The organism is Alteromonas sp. Mac1 (assembly GCF_001562125.1).
GTDB lineage: Bacteria > Pseudomonadota > Gammaproteobacteria > Enterobacterales > Alteromonadaceae > Alteromonas > Alteromonas stellipolaris.
In genome coordinates this window covers 3,980,043-4,003,088 of sequence record NZ_CP013932.1, presented here as the reverse complement: position 1 = coordinate 4,003,088, position 23,046 = coordinate 3,980,043, and the positions used below count along the sequence as shown (strand labels likewise).

Annotated in this window: 22 protein-coding genes and 1 pseudogene; 12 read left to right on the top strand and 11 right to left on the bottom strand. The window is 42.9% G+C overall.

The features are described 5' to 3' along the window. Positions 1-96: 96 nt before the first annotated feature. Positions 97-642, bottom strand: coding sequence for a peptide-methionine (S)-S-oxide reductase MsrA (gene msrA, locus AV939_RS16960; RefSeq protein WP_057789365.1), 546 nt, complete (start codon positions 640-642; stop codon positions 97-99). Between the two features lie 183 nt (positions 643-825). On the opposite strand from msrA, the pseudogene AV939_RS16955 reads away from it, so the two are divergent. From AV939_RS16955 to AV939_RS16945, 3 genes and pseudogenes are all read left to right on the top strand, one after another. Then, positions 826-1,218, top strand: a pseudogene (locus AV939_RS16955) (thiol-disulfide oxidoreductase DCC family protein); the annotation flags it as partial. A 94-nt stretch (positions 1,219-1,312) separates the two neighbouring features. Next, entirely contained in the window at positions 1,313-2,122 is an 810-nt protein-coding gene (locus tag AV939_RS16950; RefSeq protein ID WP_057789367.1) for an SDR family NAD(P)-dependent oxidoreductase, read from the top strand. A gap of 207 nt (positions 2,123-2,329) precedes the next feature. Then, a complete protein-coding gene (locus tag AV939_RS16945; protein ID WP_057789369.1) occupies positions 2,330-3,751 on the top strand; it encodes a sodium-dependent transporter in 1,422 nt (473 codons plus the stop codon). 133 nt (positions 3,752-3,884) lie between these two features. Here AV939_RS16945 and AV939_RS16940 read toward each other — a convergent pair whose 3' ends face one another. Together AV939_RS16940 and AV939_RS16935 are read right to left on the bottom strand one after the other, a co-directional pair. After that, the gene (locus tag AV939_RS16940; RefSeq protein WP_057789371.1) at positions 3,885-4,745 is read right to left on the bottom strand and encodes an NAD-dependent epimerase/dehydratase family protein; all 861 of its coding nucleotides are present in this window, start codon (positions 4,743-4,745) and stop codon (positions 3,885-3,887) included. A gap of 249 nt (positions 4,746-4,994) precedes the next feature. After that, the gene (locus tag AV939_RS16935) at positions 4,995-5,795 is read right to left on the bottom strand and encodes a DUF2884 family protein (RefSeq protein ID WP_061997899.1); all 801 of its coding nucleotides are present in this window, start codon (positions 5,793-5,795) and stop codon (positions 4,995-4,997) included. Positions 5,796-6,140: 345 nt separating this feature from the next. On the opposite strand from AV939_RS16935, the gene AV939_RS16930 reads away from it, so the two are divergent. Beyond that, a complete protein-coding gene (locus AV939_RS16930; protein WP_013782633.1) occupies positions 6,141-6,332 on the top strand; it encodes a hypothetical protein in 192 nt (63 codons plus the stop codon). A gap of 81 nt (positions 6,333-6,413) precedes the next feature. On the opposite strand, the gene AV939_RS16925 is transcribed toward AV939_RS16930, so the two are convergent. From AV939_RS16925 to AV939_RS16915, 3 genes are read right to left on the bottom strand one after another with little or no spacing between them, the layout of a single operon-like run. Next, a complete protein-coding gene (locus AV939_RS16925; RefSeq protein ID WP_057789375.1) occupies positions 6,414-7,700 on the bottom strand; it encodes a mechanosensitive ion channel family protein in 1,287 nt (428 codons plus the stop codon). Between the two features lie 2 nt (positions 7,701-7,702). After that, a complete protein-coding gene (locus AV939_RS16920; protein ID WP_057789377.1) occupies positions 7,703-8,596 on the bottom strand; it encodes an acyltransferase in 894 nt (297 codons plus the stop codon). Further along, entirely contained in the window at positions 8,593-9,507 is a 915-nt protein-coding gene (locus AV939_RS16915; protein WP_057789382.1) for an acyltransferase, read from the bottom strand. Before AV939_RS16915 ends, AV939_RS16920 begins: the two co-directional genes overlap by 4 nt. Before the next feature lie 124 nt (positions 9,508-9,631). Between AV939_RS16915 and fghA the strand changes: the two genes are divergently transcribed. Beyond that, complete coding sequence (fghA, locus tag AV939_RS16910) at positions 9,632-10,474, top strand: S-formylglutathione hydrolase (RefSeq protein WP_057789386.1); 843 nt, start codon at positions 9,632-9,634, stop codon at positions 10,472-10,474. A 75-nt stretch (positions 10,475-10,549) separates the two neighbouring features. Here the strand turns inward: fghA and AV939_RS16905 are convergent, their stop codons facing one another. From AV939_RS16905 to AV939_RS16890, 4 genes are read right to left on the bottom strand one after another with little or no spacing between them, the layout of a single operon-like run. Then, the gene (locus tag AV939_RS16905) at positions 10,550-12,655 is read right to left on the bottom strand and encodes a sensor domain-containing protein (protein WP_057789397.1); all 2,106 of its coding nucleotides are present in this window, start codon (positions 12,653-12,655) and stop codon (positions 10,550-10,552) included. A 9-nt stretch (positions 12,656-12,664) separates the two neighbouring features. Next, positions 12,665-13,150: a Rab family GTPase gene (locus tag AV939_RS16900; RefSeq protein WP_057789398.1), complete on the bottom strand. Its 486-nt coding sequence runs from the start codon at positions 13,148-13,150 to the stop codon at positions 12,665-12,667. Further along, positions 13,147-14,919 carry an OmpA family protein gene (locus AV939_RS16895; RefSeq protein WP_057789399.1) on the bottom strand — a complete coding sequence of 591 codons (1,773 nt, stop codon included), beginning with the start codon at positions 14,917-14,919 and terminating at the stop codon, positions 13,147-13,149. The genes AV939_RS16900 and AV939_RS16895 overlap by 4 nt, the downstream gene beginning before the upstream one ends. 6 nt (positions 14,920-14,925) lie before the next feature. Continuing rightward, positions 14,926-15,462: a hypothetical protein gene (locus AV939_RS16890; protein ID WP_057789400.1), complete on the bottom strand. Its 537-nt coding sequence runs from the start codon at positions 15,460-15,462 to the stop codon at positions 14,926-14,928. Between the two features lie 330 nt (positions 15,463-15,792). Here AV939_RS16890 and dusA point away from each other — a divergent pair, with 330 nt between their 5' ends. The 7 genes from dusA to AV939_RS16855 all read left to right on the top strand — a co-directional run bounded on the left by dusA (position 15,793) and on the right by AV939_RS16855 (position 20,914). Beyond that, on the top strand, positions 15,793-16,836 hold the full coding sequence (gene dusA, locus AV939_RS16885; RefSeq protein ID WP_082604812.1) for a tRNA dihydrouridine(20/20a) synthase DusA: 1,044 nt from the start codon (positions 15,793-15,795) through the stop codon (positions 16,834-16,836). A 228-nt stretch (positions 16,837-17,064) separates the two neighbouring features. After that, positions 17,065-17,346 (top strand): hypothetical protein, encoded by a 282-nt coding sequence (locus tag AV939_RS16880; protein ID WP_057789401.1) that lies wholly within the window; start codon positions 17,065-17,067, stop codon positions 17,344-17,346. 354 nt (positions 17,347-17,700) lie between these two features. Further along, the gene (gene pspA / locus AV939_RS16875; protein ID WP_057789403.1) at positions 17,701-18,372 is read left to right on the top strand and encodes a phage shock protein PspA; all 672 of its coding nucleotides are present in this window, start codon (positions 17,701-17,703) and stop codon (positions 18,370-18,372) included. Between the two features lie 88 nt (positions 18,373-18,460). Then, positions 18,461-18,661 (top strand): PspC domain-containing protein, encoded by a 201-nt coding sequence (locus tag AV939_RS16870; protein ID WP_013782645.1) that lies wholly within the window; start codon positions 18,461-18,463, stop codon positions 18,659-18,661. Beyond that, positions 18,661-19,005 carry a hypothetical protein gene (locus tag AV939_RS16865; RefSeq protein ID WP_057789404.1) on the top strand — a complete coding sequence of 115 codons (345 nt, stop codon included), beginning with the start codon at positions 18,661-18,663 and terminating at the stop codon, positions 19,003-19,005. Before AV939_RS16870 ends, AV939_RS16865 begins: the two co-directional genes overlap by 1 nt. Positions 19,006-19,162: 157 nt before the next feature. Beyond that, complete coding sequence (locus AV939_RS16860) at positions 19,163-20,155, top strand: DUF2333 family protein (protein ID WP_057789406.1); 993 nt, start codon at positions 19,163-19,165, stop codon at positions 20,153-20,155. Between the two features lie 3 nt (positions 20,156-20,158). Next, positions 20,159-20,914, top strand: coding sequence for a TIGR04219 family outer membrane beta-barrel protein (locus tag AV939_RS16855; protein ID WP_057789408.1), 756 nt, complete (start codon positions 20,159-20,161; stop codon positions 20,912-20,914). A 71-nt stretch (positions 20,915-20,985) separates the two neighbouring features. Here AV939_RS16855 and AV939_RS16850 read toward each other — a convergent pair whose 3' ends face one another. Next, a complete protein-coding gene (locus AV939_RS16850; RefSeq protein ID WP_057789410.1) occupies positions 20,986-23,043 on the bottom strand; it encodes a TonB-dependent receptor plug domain-containing protein in 2,058 nt (685 codons plus the stop codon). Between the last annotated feature and the right edge of the window lie 3 nt (positions 23,044-23,046).

Below are 23,046 nucleotides of genomic sequence, written 5' to 3'. Positions count from 1 at the left end.
TAGAAATAAAAAATGCGGTTACAGGTTTTAATCTGTAACCGCATTTTTGTTTGGCTGTTCAAGGCGAGCAAGCCAAGCTAATTCTATTGTGACAGCTTATGCTTGCGTGCGTAAACGTGAAGCAAATGTCTTTTTAAACTTCGCTAGTTTAGGCGCAACCACCATTGAACAGTATTGGTTCTGCGGATTATTTTTAAAGTAATCTTGGTGGTAGTCTTCAGCCTGATGGTAGTTATCAATTGGCACAACTTCGGTGACAACCGGATTAGGCCAAATCTCTTCTGACGTGATCTCTGCAATAATAGTTTCAGCAGCGTCTTTTTGCGCGTCGTCATGATAGAAAATAGCACTGCGGTATTGGGTACCCACATCATTGCCTTGTCGGTTCAACTGAGTAGGATCGTGCAATGCAAAGAATATCTCTAATATTTCTCGATAACTGATGTTATCTGCATCATAAGTCACCTGAACCACTTCAGCGTGACCAGTACCGCCACCACAAACCGATTCATAGGTTGGTGAGGCATCTTCGCCGCCTGCATACCCAGATACTGCCTTTTCAACACCTTCAACAGTATTAAATGCTGACTCTATACACCAAAAACACCCGCCTGCTAGGGTGGCTACTTTTAAATTTGCCATTGTGATACCTCAGAAAAAACTTATGACATCAGTGTGGGTGTGAGCGAGGTTAAACTCAAGTCATCCAAGTGCATTTTTTTAGCGTATAAAAGCATAATAAATAAAAAGCCCAACCCATATACAACCCAAAACATAGAAAGTACAAAAACTTAGAAAGCTACCGCCATGTCAGAGGTGACTACATTGATAATTTTTTACGATGGCTACTGCCCCTTGTGTAAAACAGAAATGCGCCATTTACGAAAACGGGATAAACACGGCGCATTAACCCTTGTAGATATTCAAACACCAGAGTTTGCTGCTCAATACCCTGAGTTAGATTGGCATGCGCTGAATGCCAGAATTCACGGGTTATTACCCGATGGCACACTTATTACCGGGCTAGATGTAACCCACCAAGCTTGGAAAGCCGTGGGTGTGGGGTGGCTATACGCCCCTTTGCGCTGGCCTGTTATTCGAATTGTTGCCGATTGGTGTTACCTCAAATTCGCCAAACACCGCTATACCATTTCGTATTTACTGACCGGTAAAAAACGTACCTGTGACCGCTGCGTACCTGGCGACATTCAACAGGAATCACCCAGTGATGCGAATGCTGTGCATAATAAAATCACAGCTGGGGCAAAAAATACTGCGAGTATCGAAAGCACAAAAGGCACAGGTGGCAACAATGACTGATAATCCCAAAGCTGAGCAAAATACTGCTGAGCGAAGCGCTAATACCGTGTCTCTTGTCATTGGGGCGTCGGGGGGAATAGGGAAGGCATTGGTTTATTTATTGGCAAGCGCTGACGTCCGTGAAGGTGAGTACCCTAAAAAGGTTATAGCGCTTAGCCGCAGTGGTTATAAAGACCCTACGTGGCCAAGTAATGTAACGGCAATTAGTTTGCCTGAACACAATGAAGCCAGTATAGCGGCGTTTGTTAAAGACCTTCAAGCCCAAGGTACACGAGTGAAGTTAGCAATCGTCGCTACCGGTGTACTTCATAACGAATCGCAGGGGTTTCGCCCAGAAAAACGGCTTGAAGATATTAGTGAAGAAGCGCTAGCAACTTACTTTGCAGTCAATAGTACGATGCCCGCTCTGTGGATGAAGTACTTGGTGACTGTGATGGTGAGAGAAAACCCATCTATCGTTTGTATCAGTGCTCGGGTGGGCAGTATTTCTGATAATAAACTAGGGGGCTGGTATGGATATCGAGCTTCAAAAGCCGCGCTTAATATGTTGGTAAAAACAGCAGCGGTAGAGTACACACGGCGTTTAAAAGAGCCACTTTTAATGTGTTATCACCCGGGTACTGTAGATACTGGTTTATCAGCGCCGTTTCAGAAAAACGTGAAAGCAAAAAAGCTGTTTACGCCTGAATTTACGGCTAATCAACTGCTTACTCATTTGTCAAAACTGAGTGAATCTCGCCATCTAAACGACAACGAAAGCTGCTACTTCATTGACTGGGACGGTAAAGTGGTAACTTGGTGATACGCCAATTGCCGCTTTCTGTAAGCCCAATATCAAGACTTTTTATTGCACTGCTGTTACCATGCATTTCAGGGAATGGTGCAGTGTTTTGACTCGCTTAAAAAAGGCGAGCAATACGACGTAGTCGACGCCATTAGCACGATGAAATAATCATAAGTTATCGCCATCCCAGAAAACATAAAAATAAACTCAACAAGAGGAAGGGATATGAGCGGGGCCAGAGAACAGTTCGGATCGCGCATAGGTTTTATTCTAGCAGCGGCAGGATCGGCAGTAGGTATTGGTAACCTAGTGGGTTTTCCTGTGGGCGCAGCAAAAAATGGCGGTGGTGCATTCTTATTAATGTACGCCATTTTTGTATTCGCTATTTGCTTACCTGTGATGTTAGCGGAAATGTCAGTGGGGCGTCATGCCAAAAAGGATCCATTAGGCGCATACAGTGCAATCAGTGGTAATTCTGGAAAGTGGAAAATCGCTGGCTGGTTAGCCATTGCTACGCCATTTATGATTGCCGTGTTCTACATGGTGATCACGGTGTGGATTTTCGGTTATCTTTTTGAAACTGTCAGCGGTAATTTAGACACCTTAGCTAACCCAGATACCTTTGGGCTATTTATCAATTCATCGTCTATTTTTGCTTATATGGCCGTGGTTGTCGGTGTGGTTTACCTCATTCTACAAGGCGGTGTTAAAGAGGGAATTGAAAAAGCAGCTAAGCTGCTAATGCCAGCCCTTTTTGTCATGCTAATTGGTCTTGTAGTATTTGTACTTACTCGCGAAAATGCCATGGCAGGTGTGAAGTTTTATATCATTCCAGACTTCTCAAAACTCACAGCAGCTGTGGTGAATGGTGCGCTTGCACAAGCCTTTTTCTCGCTATCGCTAGGTATGGGGATATTGATTACCTACGGCAGTTATATCGACAAAAGAGCGGATGTACCTACGTCGGCAAAGTTAGTAGCCATAACAGACACCGCGGTGGCCTTCACGGCCGGCTTGATGATTCTACCGGCGATATTCTCATTCAATCCTGATATTAATCCTGATGAACTGAGTGAGTCATCGGTGAGCATGATTTTCACTTATTTACCTAACATATTTTTAGCGCTGCAAAGCTCTATTGGCTATGTTGGGGCGTCTATCGTGGCAAGCCTATTCTTCTTATTAGTGTTCTTTGCCGCCATTACGTCTTTAGTGTCTATCTTTGAAGTGCCAGTAGCGGCTTTAATGGATGAGAGGGGCGTAAGCAGAAAGTGGGCGTTAGCATCACTTGGCAGCGTAATGCTTGTGCTAGCGATACTGTGTACTTTGTCTTTTGGCAAAGTGGAAGCACTTACGCAGTTTGCCAGCTACGCGGGTGTCGATAAGTCGCTTTTCGACGTTATTATTGACGTATTTTACGAGACCATTTTGCCATTAAACGGCTTCTTGATTTGTATCTTCGTTATCTATCGTTGGAAGAGTGCAAATTTCAATGCATCCCTTGAAGAGGGAAGTTCAGGCTATCGCGGCGGATGGTTTGAAAAGTATGTTGATGTATCGCTTAAGACCTTTATCCCAGCCATCTTATTGGTTATTTTCATCAATACCGTGGCGGTTAAATACTTCGGCGTTAGCCTGTTTGGCTAGTCGTTGTTCTCGATTGGTAGTTGCACTAGGCTAGTTGATGTAAAACGTATATCAATAACAAGGCGCTCAAATGTGAGCGCCTTATTTATAACCCTATGCGTGTAACGTCATCATGTCACAACATTCTATCTCACTAAATCATGTCATCAGGGTTAGCATAGTCAGGCACTATTCCTAGTAAATCCCAACTTGCTTTTGCATCAATCACTTTGCCCGTAGGCGGTAAGTCTGACTCACTAAACGTGGGTGCAGGTATCCCTTTTTTGTTTGCGGCTTGGGTGTAGTATTCGCCTCTTTTCGGGTGCTGTAAGCTACATAAGTGATATAAGTCTGTGCTGTCAGTCTTGCTAGTTTCACTGTTGCTACTATCAGCCTTGCTACTGGCGGCTAAAATAAGAGTCTTTAAAGCGGCAACCACATCACGAATATGCACTAAGTTAATTCTCTTATTGCCCGCATTCAAGCTTCTGCCACTTAACGAATTTACTGGGTGACGATCTGGTCCTGTTAACCCCGCAAGGCGAACTATCTTAACGTCCACCTTGGCATTCGTTTTCAAATCTAATAGGTGCTGTTCTATCGCGACATGGGCTTTCGCCGACGCGGTTTCAGGTTGAGTGCTGACGTGTTCATTCAGCTCATCGTTCCTAGTGTCGCCGTATACCGAGGTGGTGCTTATAAAGATAATTCGGGCTACATTGGCCGCCACTGCGCTATCAATAAGGGCAAGCATGCTATTTGTAAAATCATCTAACTGAGTATTTCGACGGCCAGGTGGAATGTTTAGCACCAGTGTTGCACCAACAAGTTCATCACACAGCGCGGTGGTGTCGTTCCCCAAACTAAATACTAAGCCTTTAAGGTGCTTATTGTGTATTTGCTGCGCCTTTTCTTCGCTTCGCGTGGTGGCAATAATGGAATGGGTAGCTGACATGGCCTCGCCTAGGTAGCGGCCAAGCCAACCGTAACCGCATATAACTAGCTTATTATTCATAACGTCTTCTTAGATGAAAATGGGGCGTGAAAGTAAAGTATCAAAAATACGCGGTAAGGTGCAAAACGGATTGATTCAGGGGGGAAGTGCGGGGTGCAAAACGAGAGCCCATAATTGATAAGGGTGAAAAGCTATTACAATGACATAAGTTAAAAAACAAAAACGCTAGCTGGAAAGCTAGCGTTGTAAGGTTATTAAACGTAGTTTGAATGCAGTGGAGGGGAAGTCACTACACAAACAAAAACACAGTTACATTTTCATTTCGCCACTGCGCATATCGATTAAGTCTAAGCCACCTAACCCAGGAATGCTGGCTTGCATTTTGTTTTCTGCATAATTAGCTTCTTGTAACACTTCACACAGGGCATCGCCTTTTTCTTCAAGTGCTGCGGCTTGAGTTTCAACACGGTGTTCAATAGATTCACCAAAGCGTTCCATTTTTGCCTCGAACGCTTCCATGTCGCCACCATTCCATAGCATTTGCGCACCAACAGCAATCAGAATGCGGCCAATTGATTCACTAACTAGCGACTCGAATTGCGCTTCAAATTCGTCTTCCCAGCTTTCGTCGAAAAAGCCTGGTTCGTCAAACTCAGTTGTATCCACTTTGATATTGCCGTTGTCGTCGTAAAAAGACGTTGCTAACTTTTCGTTAAGCGAAGTGAACATGGTATCGAAATCTTCAGTAAGCTCATTATCGCCGCCAAGCAGTTCACCGAATACTTCAGAAACGGCAACACTCGCAATCTCTAACCCTTCACTTGCGATATTAAGGGTCATGGGGATGGCAGTATCGATACGGTCGTAATAGGTATTTACCCATTGTTGTTGCTCGTTGTTCAGCGCAACACTGTCACCGTTAATGACTAAATGGTAAGTGTCATCAATCGACATGGTAGAACCATTTTGCATGTCGACTGTAATGAGGCCTTGGTGGTATTTAAGGTGGCCATCCAATTCGATGTCGCAGCTAGTCTCAAACGCAAACGCTGGCACGCTAAGTAAAGATGTAGTTACTAAGGCGAGTGGAAGAAATTGTTTAATTTTCATTTTTGAAATCCTATAAACCATGATGCTGTCTGGAATACTGTCTAGCGTGATGAACTCACGCGGTTTTTATAACCTGTTATAAAAACTCCAGTTCTAATCTCAGTATTGCAACCTCAGTGCCATTTTAATAAATTACAATATTTCAATGCCTTACAGTTTTATAGGTAAGCTGTGGCATTCACTATTTACCAAAAATTAGTAATTAGCTTAACTATTTGGCATTTTTGACTAAGATCAAAGAGGTAAGAAAAAGAGCGCATTACTCGTATTTAATGCTTTTTGAGGCATGTTCATCTAGATTGATTTCATGCATAATAACGCCAGAAAAATTAAAGGGTTTAGAGAATGACTGATTGGATTAACGCAATTGTATTTGGTGTTGCGCTAATTGCCTTCACTCTGGGGCTTAGCAGCATCGTAATGGGTTTCATGACAGCTGAAACTGGCGCTAAAGGCATGCAAGAAAAAATCGAGTATGGTTTCTTTGGTGTGTCTGGGCTAGTGGTTTGCTTGCTAATGGGTTATGCGTTAGCTTAAGTAATGATTTCCATAAAAAAACCGGCTTAGGCCGGTTTTTTTATGTCTAGCGTTTAAATTTCGTTGCTACACTAGCAAGCGCTAGTCTTGTTCGCTCTGGCTTATTTCCATAGCATTGGATAAGTAACCCAAATGGCCGTCACGTTGGTAAGCAACTAAGTCAAACAAAGACAGCATGGCCATGACATGGTCAAATATATCCGCTTGAACCTTTTCGTATTTCACCCAATCTTTTTCAATGCTAAAACAATATAGCTCTAGTGGCAGTCCAATCTCATTAGGGGGCAGTTGACGCACCATTAATGTCATTTCTTGGTTCACACTTGGGTGTTTACGCAAATAAGACTCTAAATACGCTCTGAAGGTGCCAATATTGGTTAACTTTCGACTATTCAATAAATCAGACTCATCAATAGAATAGTCTCTGTGGTAAGCACGCAGTTCATTAGTTTTCTTCTCGATATACTCGCTGATATAACGAATTTTAGAGAAGCGTTCTAACATTTCGTTGTCACACAATTTAATAGAATGAACATCGATATACACAGAGCGCTTTATTCTGCGGCCACCAGATTCTTGCATGCCACGCCAGTTTTTAACTGCCTCGGTAGTCAAATTATAGGTTGGCAGCGTTGAAATGGTTTTATCCCAGTTCTGTACTTTTACGTTGGTTAAACCTATCTCTTTAATTTCACCGTCTACTTCGTATTTCTGCATGGTGATCCAATCACCGGTATTAAACATGCGGTTAGCAGCAATTTGAATACCTGCCACAAAGCCTAATATGGTATCGCGGAAAATTAATAGCAGTACAGCGGCAATGGCGGTTAGCCCTGATACCAGCAGAAGCGGGCTTTTATCAACAATTAACGAGATGCTGAACAGTATGGTAAGAATGGCAAAGCCAAGCTTAGTGACTTGAATAAAACCAGTGATAGGCGCACGTTTAGATAACGCTGACGCGTTGTAAACATCTTCCACCGTACTCAAAATGGCATAAATACCCAGCAGACCACTGTACAGCATGTACAACAAAGCACTTTTTATTAATAAGCCATACAATACAGAGGCTTCTTCAATAAGCACTGGTGTAGCAAGGAATATAAACAGGGCAGGGAATAAATGCATAAGACGGCGGAAGAAGCCGTGTTCCTGCAATGCGTTATCCCAAATGTTGGTGGTTTTTGATACCCACCTTGCTATTTCAGGGCGAACAATCAATCTTGCAAAGATATAAATAACAATTGCTATCGTTAAGATGGTGCCCAACGCTAGCGCATTATATAGCGGGTCGTGCATGGTAAGTGATGGAAAAAAATCCTTCACTAAATGCATGAAGTTATCGCGTACAGTCGAACTTACTTCCACAATTACGACTCCAAAAGACGTTTAATACGGCTATCTTTATTTTTCCACATGGCATTAAGCCAATCTTGAAAAGTGGTGCGAAACTCAGATTCACTCAATGTGGAGTGTTGCTGAAGTGCAGGCACTGGCATCACATTAACATCGATTATGATTTTGGTCATGGTGCCACTTAGCATAGCCATCATTGGGTGGCGTTTATTCTCTGGGTACAACAATGAAATATCGAGCACATTAGTGAACAACTCACCCATAGCAGCCAATGTGAAAGACACGCCTCCCGCTTTAGGCGGAAGTAAGGTTTCATAAGGGCTTCGCTTCTGATGATGTTTTTGAGTGGTAAATCGCGTGCCTTCAACAAAGTTAATAACAGTGGTGGGCACCGTACGAAACTTTTCACAAGATGCTCGTGTTGTCTCTAGATCTTTACCCTTTTTCTCAGGGTACTTATCTAAATAGGCCTTGGTGTATCTGTGCATAAACGGCATATCTAACGCCCAAGCCCCTAACCCTACAAAAGGAAGCCAAATTAATTCCTTTTTAAGAAAAAATTTAGGGGCAGGTATGCGATGAGTGGCGAATTCAATTAGTAACACAATATCAAGGTAACTAAGATGATTGGCGATAATTAAATACCATCTATCTTTCGACAATTCGCCATGAACCGCACACTCAATATTGACATTATTAAAGAGGCGAATAAGCACTACACTAACGCGGCCGAAACTAAACAAGCAAGCGTGCATAACACTATTCCACGCCTCGGTAATTTTACCCGATGGGAGTATCAGTTTAACCACGCCGAACAAGATGATCAGCCCTCCCCACAGCGCAAGGTTAGTTATTTGAAGCGCGGTGTGGATCACGAAAATTACAGGGGAAAACAAGGTACGGATCATAGTGGCTTCTGAGTTGCGTTAATCGATTCTAATTGGTCGTTTTTATCTTGCCAGCGGCTATTTAACCAACGCTGAAATTGGCTTCTAACTTTCGGGTCGTCAAAGTAATTATCATTAAAATAGCCATTTTCGGTAATATCCTTAATGGGAGTAACTTTAATACTCACACGAATGTCACGTACCTTGCCGCTGACGAAATCCCAAAATGAGGGAACGCCACCAGGGTAATCAATCGTTACATCAATTAGCTTGTGTAACTGTGAGCCCATGGCAGAAAGTACAAAGGCCACGCCGCCCGCTTTAGGCTTCAGCAGGTGGCTGAACGGTGAGTTTTGTCTATCATGTTTTTCTTGGGTAAACCGGGTTCCTTCCACAAAGTTCATGATACTTACCGGCTTGGTTTGAAACTTCTCGCATGCTTTGCGGGTAGTTTCCATATCTTTCCCTTTTAAATGCGGGTTCTTGGCCAAGAAAGATTTTGAGTATCGACGCATGAACGGAAAGTCGAGGGCCCACCAAGCTAGTCCTAAAATAGGTACATAGATAAGCTCTTTTTTAAGGAAAAATTTTAAAAACGGGATTTTTCGGTTGAATACGCGTTGTAAAACCAAGATATCGACCCAAGATTGATGATTAGCAATAACTAAGTACCAGTCATTGCGGGTAAGTTGGTCAAGGCCTGTAACATCCCATTTCGTTCTACTACTCACTCGTTGATTAAGATTGTTAATCGTAATCCATGCGGTTGCGCAAGCGTCCAAAATGTACGATATAAATCGTCTCCATGGCGCAAGCGGAATAAGTTTGAAAAAAGATAAAATAATGATGGGCGTTGCCCATAAAACTGTATTTAAAAAATAAAAAATTACTGAAATGGTGCCAACCAGATGATGCATTAGGCTTCTTATCATCGTACTTACCTCAAAAATTAGGCACTTAGTGTAAACGAACTTGATTTAAAATCCGATAGACCCTTTACTGTTTGCTACAGCAAAGTGGTTATTTTTCCGAATTTATTATTGTACAGGAGTCATTATGGAGCTTATTAGTGAAAATCGTGCGTTTGGCGGTAGGCATTTGCGCTACCGTCACGATGCAAAGAGCACCAATTGCAGTATGACATTTGCAATTTATCTACCACCGTTTGCCTCCGCTGAGAAACCTGTACCAGTTTTATATTGGTTATCAGGGCTTACCTGTAATGACCAAAATTTCATGCAAAAAGCAGGGGCGATGAAATTAGCTGCAGAGCTCGGCATGGCCATTGTTGCACCAGACACTAGCCCTCGGGGTGAAGGTGTTCCTGATGACGAAAACGGCGCTTATGATTTTGGGCTAGGTGCTGGTTTTTATGTTGATGCAACACAAGCACCGTGGAAAGAGCACTATCAGATGTATAGCTATGTCACAGAAGAGCTGCCTAGCGTTGTAGAGCAACACTTCCCCGTAACAAAAGAGCGTGCCATTAGCGGCCATTCAATGGGCGGCCATGGTGCGCTTGTTGCTGGTTTACGTAATCCGAATCGCTATGTATCTGTTTCTGCGTTCAGCCCAGTGGCGAACCCTTCTGATTGCCCATGGGGCCAAAAAGCGCTGGGTCAGTATTTAGGTGATGATAAATCAGCATGGCGTGAATACGATGCAGCAAAGATTATTGCAAGTAAGAACCACGCCATTCCATTGCTGGTTGAGCAGGGCAATAGTGATGAATTTCTGTCTGAGCAATTAAAGCCACTGGCTCTCGTGCAAGCGGCTCAGCAATCAGATACGCAATTAACGCTAAACATGCATGAAGGCTACGATCATAGTTACTTCTTTATAGCGTCGTTTATTGAAGATCATTTAGAATTTCACGCTGGACATCTAGGCCTAATTTAAGTGCCAGCATCCCGTATAAGTGCGTTAGTTAGCTGCGTGACCAAGCGTTATATCGCAGCTTTCTGATGCGGTTTTCTAGCGCAGCTTTTCTACAAAGTCCCCAATCGACATTGGTTTGTCAAAGTAGTAACCTTGGGCATAACTACAGGCATTATCTACCAAAAACCTCTGCTGATCTTGCGTCTCAACACCCTCGGCAATAATGCTAATATTTAAATTTTTGGCCAAGCCTAAAATAGCTTGGATAATAGCTTGATCGTCGGTATTCGCTTCTAAATCGCTCACAAAAGAACGGTCTATCTTTAGTTCATCAATAGGAAGCTTTTTAAGGTAAACCAAAGAGCTGAAACCCGTTCCAAAATCATCAATTGATATGGTAATACCCATAGCTCTAAGTTCGTTCAGCAACACAGACACAGTATCTAAACTATCAATAAACACACTTTCGGTGAGCTCTATCGATAAATGCCTAGGGTCGATGGCTCTTCGCTTTAGGGATGATTGTATTTGGTGAAGCAGCACAAGATCGGTAACTTGTCGGCCAGAGATATTAATCGCTAAGCGAATGTCTAAATTAGCTTCTGTAAGCTTATCAATAGCATTACACGCCTCTTCTACTAACCATTCACCAAATGGAAATATCAACTCAGTACGTTCAGCAATCGGAATAAAAACATCCGGTGGAATGTAGCTTCCGTCTTCTTGTTTCCAGCGCGCTAATGCTTCGCACTTAACAATTTTACCGGTTTGTAAATCAACGATAGGCTGTAAGAAAAGCGCTAATTGATTGTTTTCAATGGCGGTGCGAAGTTTGCTTTCCAGCTCAGACATACTCTGATGCTGGCGTTGCAGCATTTCACTGTATTCAAGAATAACGTTTTTACCTTGAAACTTCGCAATCTGGAGGGCGATATCCGCATGACGCAATAATATATTCCCTTGATCTCCGTGTTGGGGATAACTCGCGATGCCAATATTGATCCCAAGGTTCGATTCAGCGCCATGAAGTGAAGTATAGGTATTTACCAGCTTCTTCTTCATATCCTGCGCATAGTCCAATGGGTTAACACCACTGAAGGTATCGGTGCGCTTTACAATGGAAAATTCGTTGCTCCCCATTCTGGCGATAAACCCACTATTGCCAACAAAACCTTGTAATCTTGATGCAAAAGACTTGAGTATTTCATCACCTGAATGGTAACCAAGTTTTTCGTTAATCTTCTTAAACTCTCGTATATCTATAACAAACAGAGCAAATTTAACGTCTTCTTGAACCAACTTCTGAACATAGCTATTGAAAAAATTACGGTTGGCAATTTTAGTCAAAGAGTCCATGCCCGTAGCAGATAGTACGCTTTCTTCTTTATTTCGAATGTGACTGATATCGGTAAGAAGATACACCCAATGGGTAAGTTCATTATCGTGAATAACAGGGTGAATGGTTACCTGTAACCATACCTCATAATTTTGCGTGGGCTGCCAATAGAGCTCACCTTGCCATGCTGAACGCTTTTCGATGAGCGTTGGGAGGAAAGTGTCTGGCACACTCACATCTTGGAGTAAGTGTTCAAGCCTATTGGCACTGTCATTGGAACGGCTGCAAGAAAGGAGTTGCCTAGCGGACTTATTATCTAATACCGTTTCACGGTCTTTATCTAAAATAACCACCCCAGTTTCTAAGTGGTGGATAGCTTGTTTTATGGGAGGAACCAGCTTTTCGTAATTTTTGTTTTTAAGCAGTGTTTTATCTAGACGCTGGCGGATGTATTCGTGCTGACCAACAATTTCGTGATGACTTAAAAGTAGCTCTCTGGCAGCTTGTAGGGTTTTTTGTTTTTCTTCGTATTGTGTTTCTACATTCTTTATAACTAAGAAGTGCTGACCTTTACCACTATTAATCGCAAGGGCTTCTAAGTGAAGCGCCTCATTCTCGTTTTCTTCAGTCCAGAAGCCTGAAGATAGGGTAAAGACGTTGTCATTCTGCCATATGTCATTGGCATCTGTCATAAAGTCGTCTAGAAACATGGAGGAGAAATTGTCTGGATTAACCTTGTTATCATCATCTAGGATGGCAATCTTATGAAGCCACGAAACATCAGGCGTGAGGCATTGAAGGCTCGTTGTGCTTTTAAAGATAGCGCAGTCTGTTATTCCTAGCGCATTAAGAAGGTGTATATCCATACGTAGCTCCTACCAAAACGCAATTGTACTAAAGAGGTTTTCGACATTCTCGCCGGTCTTTGCACTGGTTTTTGTTAGTGATTCAAACTTTTTTGCATAGGAATCAAGTTCTTCTTCACTCCAGTGCCAGCTTGAAGGAAGGTCGGTTTTATTGACCACGAAAAAAGCCGGAATATCAGGGTAATGTTCCCTCGCCATTTCAAGAATTTCGATACCTTCTAATAACGACTGAGAGCGGGTTTGATCGACCACAATGATATAGGCACTTGCGCCACGTAAATACCGTGGATTGAATCCGCAGTATCTGTCGATACCTTCAAGATCCCAAAGCAGCAACTGCACGCCTCGACCATCTTTGTTAACTTGTTTTTTATCGATTTTCACACCGATTGTCGTTTTATATTTTTCAGAGAAAATACTTTCGACAAACTGTTTAACCAGGCTCGTCTTCCCAACACCGGTAGGGCCTAAGATGCACACCTTTTTTTGAATCACTGTGTATTTACCTCTGATGTTTTCGAGTCAGATAGCAAAACATTTATAAATACAGTTCGTCCCATTGAACCCTCACTTAAAGATAACTGGCCAAGCCCTATTGGAAAAAGAATGCTAGGGTCAACCTTCATGGGTATCAGCGCTTCTTTCACGTTGTTAGCTCTTAATTTGCTTAAGGCAAGATTGCGTGTAGAACTACCTGAATTATCACTTGCGCCCAAAATAAAGACTGCAACTGACAGATTAAGCTGCTTCGCAAGCACCTGCAACTGCTGCAACTCTTGGCCCAATCGTTCTAGTACTTCCAATTGCTCAGAATCTAGGTTCTCTTGTGCAATTGCAAACGCTAAATGTGTTGAAGAAATTCTCGCGACAAGGTCGTTTATAACCACAGTGTTAAGTTCTTCTGTATTAGCACGCCCCCCATCGACAATATCAATACCAGACAGGTCAGGTTTCAACTGAGAAATACCGGGTATTGCACGAAGTTCCCTTGTGAATGCGCGTAATGCATCAATCGTCATCTCGCCGCTCAGAAACAATGCATCATTTTCATCATAAATGGCTGTCAGTTCGTTGTTCGTTGTTGCTACTAAGGATAAAACTTTATCGATAACGACATTTTTTTGTAGCGACACAAAGGGTTCTTCGAGAATAATCACTTTGTTGGTGTTAATGTCTTGGTTTTCTAACCATGTAATAGATGATTGCATATGAGGATCGCGCAGCAAGCGCACTTGCACCTTACCATCTTTTACGGCGGTGTCAGTAAGCACAATACCAGCTGGAGGAGGTAAATCCCTTATCGTGCTTTGTAATATCGATAAATCTATTCGTAAAAATGCAAGATAAGCTAAAAGCAGTAGTACGATGGCGATAACAACACCACCGAACAGCCTTTTTTTCTTACCCTTTGCTTCATCTTTCTTCGCGCTAATTAAACAGTCGTTCAACAAGGTTTCGCAACCCGCAAAAGGCGCGCTGTCGCCCTGATACTCTTGTAATGGAACCTGATAAAACTGATGGAATTCTTCTAGTGCTTGTTGTAGTCGGCTTCTAATTTCCGGAGGAACACTGCCAACAACCGCGGCAACCAAGATGGCCTGCGGACCTATTTTTATAAGCAGAGTGAAATCACCGGTTTTAATTTCACCTAATTCGTTTTCGGCCTCATTCTCTTGCGACTGAAATGCATCAGCAACAAAATCATTAATGGCAACCAGCATTGAAGAAATAAGATCGGCATCTTTGCTGCGTTCAGGATCAGAAGAAATAGTATGTAGCAGCGTACCGGTTTCTCGGTGAATGACAAAAAGCTGTTGAACTTGGTATTGATAGACTTGAGAAGCAACGTAATCAGAATACCTAATACCAGATTGCCACGCTTTAAAACGCCACGATACGCTTTTAGGGCTAAGACTGTTTTCGATAAGTGCGTTGGTTCTTTCAACGAAATCGACTAAAAATGACGATACTGCTTTACGAACCAAGGTGCCAACAAGAGGGTAGAGTGTACCTACGATTTTATCGCTATTTGCTTCAATAGAGCGATGCAGCGACTTCTCGACCAAGGGCACCAGCACTTTATTAACCGAGCCATCTTTGTTTTCTCTGTCATGCAATGCTTCAGAAATAATACCGCCTACCACTTCTTTGGCATCGCGTTTTAATATTTCTTGAACATATTTGTCGTCTCGGCCAAGTATTAACGCTCTGATTTGATGCAGAGAATTATCTTTTGACTCAGGAGAAAGCCCTTTGTCTTCCATTTATGGCTACTGGTCAGTTGCTAAGTTCGAAGCCATAGTGGAAAGCAGGTTAGCCAGCGTTTTTCTATCAGTTTTTGTTTCTGATAGTTCACTTGTCACCTGCTGCAGACGCTCAAGTAGTTCTTGATGACGTTTACTAAATACACTTTCCAAAGAATCTAGTTCTTTAACCACGTGTGCTTCTAAGGCATCGTTATCGTTTTTGGCAGAGGTTTCGGCTATTTCAAGTTCTGATTGCAATTTATCTGTCGTGGCTTGAAGCTGATTTTGAACATTGCTGTTTGAGCTATTCGCCCCTTCAAGTCGATGTGATAAATCTTGAACCTGGTTATCGATGAGTTTTCTAATGTCGTTGAACTGAACTTCTAACTGATTATTTAATGTGGCGAAGTTGTCATTTATGCGAGATTCCAAGCTGGCTAAATCTGCCTTGAATGCTCGATTAGTTTGACCAAAAAGTATTTCTCTTAACTGAGTGAGCTCGTCACCCGCTTGTGTAACATCGGGTTTGGCTTCCACGTTTTTAGACGGTTTATTTGCCATGCAAAAAATCTCCCTTAGGCATAAACATAACTGCGTTCACATCAAACCTCTGAAATGGGCGTATCAGATAAACCCATTAAATTGAAAAATAGGATGTTTATTATTCTTTTTTCTACCATAGCGCGTAAAGGCGAGATTGGAAATAACACATTAGTTCTAAATGTGTTTTTTACTTTCACACCAAAGCGCGTCGCTAATATGAGCGAACAGCTTTAACCTTTACACTTACAGTAGTAAAATAAGGCCATTCAGCGAAGTGTTTATAGACTTAAGTATTAGTCTTTAAAACAAGGAAACGCTACTTATCTATTTAATTTTGAGGTGACTTTTTTGTCTATCGCTCCGCTAAATCGCAAATTCTCCATCGCTCCAATGCTGGATTGGACCGATCGTCATTGCCGTTATTTTCTTCGGCTGCTCTCTAAGCATTCTTTGCTTTATACCGAAATGGTCACCACAGGTGCGATTATTTATGGGAAAGGCGACTACCTTGGGTTTAATCAAGAAGAGCATCCTGTAGCCTTGCAACTAGGTGGCAGTAACCCAGACCACATGGCGAAATGTGCGGTACTTGCTCAAGAACGCGGCTACGATGAAGTGAATATTAACGTGGGTTGCCCATCTGATAGGGTGAAAAATGGCAGTTTTGGTGCTTGCTTGATGGCGCAGCCAGAAATTGTGGCTGATAACGTTAGGGCTATGCAAGCGGTAGTGGACATTCCGGTTACGGTGAAATGCCGAATTGGTATTGACGATATGGATGAATATGAAGACTTCGCGCGGTTTGTAGATATTGTTGCCGACGCTGGTTGCGATACTTTTATTGTTCACGCGCGCAAAGCTTGGCTGCAAGGGTTGAGCCCAAAAGAGAACAGAGATATTCCGCCGCTGAATTACCCTAGAGTCCATATGCTAAAAGAGGCTCACCCCCGACTTTCTATTAGTATTAATGGCGGTGTTAAAACACTGGCCGATACTCAAGAGCAGTTGAAATATGTTGATGGTGTAATGATGGGCAGGGAAGTGTATGCCAACCCTTATATTCTGGCCAATGTAGATGCTGAGATTTTTGGTGACGAATCAGTTCAACCTATTAGTCGCCGTGATGTAGTACTTAAAATGCAGCAATACATAGAAGCGTGTATTGCGCGCCAAGATGACCCTTATTTCAAGCCTTGGCACGTTGCTAGACATATGCTTGGCTTGTATCAAGGACAAGCTGGCGGCCGAATTTGGCGTCGCTATTTAAGTCAAAATGGTACAGGAAAATCGCCAGATCCGGATTTGTTAATGAATGCACTGCACGCAGTGGAGTCAGCACAGCAAGAAATCAATGACTACAACGCGCAAAAAGCGGCGAATAATATTTCTTAAATCAATAATAAGGCGCCAAGTGGTCAAATACACTAAACCACTTAATGAATTTGACTAAACCTTGGCGTTGTACGAAATTTACTCGAAATGTTGTGAGCGCAATATTTTCTGCTATTTTCTTTAATTTCAATTGTTTAAATGTAATTTTCCTAGGTGGCACGAGTTTGGCTATCTATTAATCAAAGCAATAGCGAAGGGCTGTTGCAGTGATTACCATCAAGGGAAATTATGAAAACTTCACTTTTAGCAGCATCAATCGTTTCTATCACTTTATTTAGCGCTGGCGCAAATGCGCAAGAATCAATCCTTCAGTCAATATTGACGAATATGGTTGAGCACGCCGTGAGTATCACTACCAACGAAGTAAAAGCAAATGTGTACCAGACTGTGGCGAATACGGCATATCACTTTGAGTTAGAAGGTGAAGCTACAATGGGTAAAGTACAAGTTACCGATATAGCAGCAACATCATCTGCGGATACTGAAGAAGTATCTCCACGTGCTGAGTAAGCCATCAGCGGCTCTACCCTATTTATGAAAAGCGACCTGATAAGGTCGTTTTTTTTTGCCTTAATTTTTTGAAACGTAGCGCTGATTTTGTTACTGGTTAAATTGACGAACAGTGAGTGGTTAAATTTACTAAATAGTTGGTTTATAGGAAAGTGACGAAGCACCAGTCATTTTCATTTTTGAGTTTTAATTAATAAAAACAGTGTTTTACTGATTTGGCACGCCAATTGTAATGTATTTAATAAGCAAAGAGATGTAAGCGACAAGATTGGCGTCAGCACAGTTAATCGCCAACCGTAGCATGGCCACTGCCTTAGTCTACGTTATTAATCACACTGAAACGGAGCAATAACAATGGGTATGTTTTCAAGAATAAATGACATCGTGCAATCAAACTTAAACGCCATGCTAGATAAGGCTGAAGATCCAGAAAAAATCATTCGCCTCATTATTCAAGAAATGGAAGAGACCTTGGTTGAGGTGCGCACTGATGCAGCACGTTACCTCGCCGACCAGAAAACCTTAGCTCGCCATATGGCGTCAGCAGAAAAGGATATCAACGGTTGGCAGGATAAAGCGCAGCTTGCCATGAATAACGACAAAGAAGGTTTGGCTAAGGCCGCGTTGGTTGAAAAGCAGAAGTATGTTGCCAAGCTAAGCCAGTTAGAACAGCAGCAGGTACAGCTGGCTGAAATTATCGAAAAGATTCAAGTTGATACTGGGCGTTTAAATAGCAAGCTAAATGAAGCGAAGCAAAAGCAAAAGTCGCTTGTTAGCCGCAAACAAACGTTAGAAACGCGCCTAAAAGTAAAAAGCGTGGATAACAGCAACAAAATCGATGATGCCATGGTGCGTTTTGAGCATTACGAGCAGCGCATTGACACACTAGAAGCGCAGGTTGATGCCTACGACCTAACAAAGGATAGCGGCAGTGCTACCTCTTTAGCCGCTGAGTTCGATGCCCTTGAAGCAGATGAAACGATAGAGAATGAACTCGCTGCGCTTAAGAAAAAAAAGGTAGCGTAAATATCGCGTAGAGCGTGGGGTAGGTCATTACCTGCGCGCTCTTACCGTACAACCCTAAGCAATCTGAAATGAATTTGAGGAAATGAAAATGAAAATGCCATCACAAAAACGTATTTATAGAGATTTAGACAGCGCGGTTATTTCAGGTGTTTGCGCAGGCGTTGCACGGCACTTAGAGGTAGATCCAATTTGGGTTCGAGTTGGCGCAGCAACGGCCCTTATCTTTATGCCAGCTATCGCAGTGGTCTCTTATTTTGCAGCAGTCATGCTATTACCAAGGGCAGTGTAATGAAAAACTTTCTTATCGCGATTGTGTTAGCTGTGATCCTGGTTAATTGTTTAGGCAGTGTCATCGACGACTGGTTTGGCATGCATATCGTGATGTCAGACGAATTACTTAGTCCTTGGGAAAACCTTGCTGCGCTATCTGTCATAGGTATTCTGTTAGCGGTAGTGGGTTTTGTAGTAGCAGTGAGTGTTCTTGGCACACTATTGCTGGCTGTCGGCGCGGTATTTTTGGCGTTACTAGCTGCAGGCATTGGCGCGTTTTGGCCAATCGTTGTTCTTGCTATACTTATCTATGCATTTAAGGACAAATCCAAGCGTGATCAACACCTAAATCGTCCTGTATGATGATTATAAGTTTATTTAAGTTGTGTTATTAGGCCGATAAATGGTGATATAACTGCAACCGTCATAAAGGTTTAGTAATTCTCGCGTATTTATAATTAGTTATACATTGCCGGTTAAGTCCGGCTTTGTGTCATTTGAAAGGAAGGTTGGCATTGATATGAGAAAATCAATTAGCACAAAACGAGTAGCCCTTGTCATTGCAGTGTTGTTTCTAATTTTTTGGTTAATAGGTCTGTATTGGAGCATGGCACCAGACGCCTATGACGTTAAAAAGCGGGTGGCGCAACAAGCACAAAATATTAATCCAGAAGACGTGGCCGGCTATACGCTTACTGCAACCATGATTGATGTCTCTGAAACCTTACTAGATAAGCCTGGTGGCTACCTGTCGAACGATGTGATGCCGCCGGGTGTTTTCTTAGACAATATGCCTTCTTTTGAATTTGGCGCACTGGAAATGATTCGTGACCTTGCGCTTTCTATGCGTAAAGACTTTAGCCGTTCGCAATCTCAATCGTTAGAAAACCCTTATCTTACTAAAGCGCATCCTAAATTTAACATGGATCATAAAAGCTGGATGTTTCCGTCGTCTGAGTCTAGCTACCGAGACGGCATAGCGCTTCTAAAGCTTTATCGCGATCAGCTTGCGAACCCGCAAAATTCCGACAGTCAATTTTATACCCGTGCTGATAATTTACGTGAGTGGTTAAAACAAGTTGAAAAGCGTTTAGGCAGCTATTCTCAGCGTTTAAGTGCCAGTGTTGGTTCTGCAAGAATTAATACAGATTTAGCCGGCGATTCTAAAGCGAAGCAGTCTACGTCGGTAGCGCAGCAGCGCACCGTTAAAACCAGCTGGTTCAAGTTAGATAATAATTTTCATGAAGCGCGCGGTGCGACGTGGGCGCTACTGCATTTTCTTAAAGCGGTAGAAGTTGAATTCTACGATGTATTAGAAGATAAAAACGCATTGGTTAGCTTACAGCAGATAATTCGTGAGCTTGAAGCAACTCAGCAGTCTGTGTTCAGTCCTGTTATTCTAAATGGCAGTGGCTTTGGCATGCTGGCTAACCATTCTTTAGTGATGGCGAACTATATTTCTCGCGCAAACGCTGCTTTAATTGAACTTTCAGAACTTCTCAGTCAAGGATAACAAATGAAAAAGTGTCTATTGGCAACCTTAGTAGGTTGTGCTCTTTTCTCCGCATCTTCACATGCAGACACAATTGCAGGGGTGTACGCAGGTGCACAAGTTTGGCAAACCGATACCAGTGGTGGGTTTGCCGACAATTCATCTACTGCCGACTTTAATTTTGATGATGAAACAAACACCGCGCTTTATGTGGCGTTCGAACACCCGTTGCCATTTGTGCCAAACGTTAAGATAGGGCATACCACCTTAGATAACTCTGGCACCACTACGCTAAATACTAACTTCACTTTCGACGGTGACTTGTATACCGCAGAGAGCCAGATAGATACTATTGTTGAGTTAGATGCTACAGACATTATCTTGTATTACGAGCTGTTCGATAACGACTTAATTAGTTTCGATGTGGGCTTGAATGCTAAGTATATCGATGGCGCGTTCTCAGTTTACGATACCGCTAGTGACACACAGGGGTCGGGTGATTTTTCTGGTGTGATACCCATGGTGTATTCGAAAGTACAAGTTGGCTTGCCGTTTACGGGCTTAGCGGCTTATGCAGAAGGTAGCTATTTGTCGTTTGACGATCACGAACTCAGCGATTACCAAGTGGCAGTGACCTACTCATTTATAGAAAGTATTGCGGTTGATATGACTCTACAGGTTGGCTATCGCAAAGTGACAATGGATATTGAAGATCTTGACGATATCTATGCAGACATGGAATTTGATGGCGCGTTTGCAGGGTTAGAAGTTCACTTCTAATTTTTGCTAACATCTACCTGATAAACAAAAAAACCGACATGTGTCGGTTTTTTTGTGTCAGCGCGGTTGCGCTAGTGGCCAAATTTAATTCTTATTCCTGCATTGGCAATAAAGCCATCGTTACGGGACCATATATCAGTAGTCCATTGTCCGCTGGCGGCGCGGTTAGGCAAAAGCAATGGGTGTTCGTCGGTTTGGCGTACATTCAATAGGTTTTCTAAGTTAATGAAGTAACTAATGCGGCCCAGAGTGATTTCTCCCATTAAACCTAAATGCCAGTAAGGTTTAGACTCATTTAAATAAGGGTTGTCGTTCAAGCGCTGTACGCCGGTGTAATAGGCTTCAAAACCGGTTCTGAAACTGCCATGCTGTTCCCACATGGCCACAAAACCTGCTGAATGGCGGGGTGTAAGTGCAATTTCTTGTCTGCCTTCATTCGTTTCTGATACTTCAGTTGCATCAACGTACAGGTAACTCGCGGTTAGCTTTACATCACGCCAGTAATAGCGCACCAAAAACTCGGAACCACGAATTTTACTTTCACCTTCAGCATTCACTAACCTGACTCGGTCTAGTTCACTCGTTCCATTACTCGAAAATGCCTCTAACTCGGTAACATTATCAACGTTTGAACCAAACAAAGTTAAGCTCGTTTCAATATTGCCTAACGTATAAGTCACATCAAGCGAGGCAGTTTCTGCATCTTCTTCTTCTAAATCTTCAATACTGGCTAAGCGAGATAGTCCGGCTGCCTCTATTTCTTCAACAAAGGGAGTAGGAGCAAAGTAGCCCTGACCATAAGATCCTCTTACCGTAATATCGCCTGGACGATAAAGTAACGATACCCGAGGGCTGAACTGGGTGCCGAACTCGTTATGCTCGTCGACCCGGGCGCTAAGCGATGTGGTAAGGATGTCAGTAAGCTCGTAGTCGACTTGAGTGAAAATACCAGGAACCTGATAATCGTAATCAAATTCTGGGTATGTGTGGGAAGTGAAAACCTCTGACTGGTAAGCAATGCCTACCACCCAATCACTTTTATCCGTGTAGCCAGCTAGACTGGTTTCGGCTAAATAGCTCTCGTGTTCATCATCGTCAAAGTCGTTCCCGTACGCGTGCTCATGCTCTTGAAGCATCGCTGAGGCGCGAGCATTAAAGGTAAGTGTATCGAATACCGGTTTGTTAAATACAAACCCACCGTCAATGCGCTTTGAATCTTGTGTTTGCGCGAATGCCTCTGAATTGGCAACGGTTGCACCCTCTAGCGTGCCACCTTCACGTTGTTCTGTCATGAAGCCAGTAGTGACATAAAGGTTTTCGCCATCTTCCCCTTCCCAAAAAAGACGAGGGCGAGCGGTGTAGCGTTCATAACCTGCTAAATCAATCCAGCCGTCACCATCAATATCTTGTTCATTCTGGTAGTGCGCGCCTGCGGTAATCGACGTTTTTATTGAATCGTTAATGGGAGCTTCGAAATAGGTAGTGAGATCTTGGCCGTCTCGCGTGGTGGCATTAAGTAAGGTTTCGCCACTAAACTCATCGCCGGGCTGGCGAGACACTAAGTTAATAACACCGCCTAAGGCAGAGCCACCGTAAAGGGAAGAGGCAGACCCTTTTATAATTTCGATGCGACCCAAATCGGTAGGTGGTATTTGAAGTAGCCCGATAGAAGCTGCTTGGTTGCCATATAACGGTAAACCGTCTGCAAGCAATTGGGTATATCGACCATATAAACCTTGCAGTCTAATATTGGCACTGCCTAAAGCGGGCGAGGTGGTTTGCATTCTTACGCCGCCGGTTTCTGCTACCAGCATAGAGATATTTCCCGGACGCATTGCCGCTTTTTCTTCAATTTCTTCGCGGTTAATCAGTTCAACGCGAATGGGTTGCTCATCGGCTATACGGCCAGAACGGGTCGCTTGAATAAGAATCTTTTCAACCTCGTCGTGATGGTCATCATGAGCTTCACGTTGGTCATGTTTTTGTTCACCATGCTCATCTTTGTGCCCCTCTTGGTTCAATTGCACATCCGAGTGCTTAAATGTGTCGGCATGACTAGATGAAATTGCGCTAAGAAAGAACAGAATGATTAACGCGGTGGTTGATCTAAAAAGTGAAAATTGAGACATAAT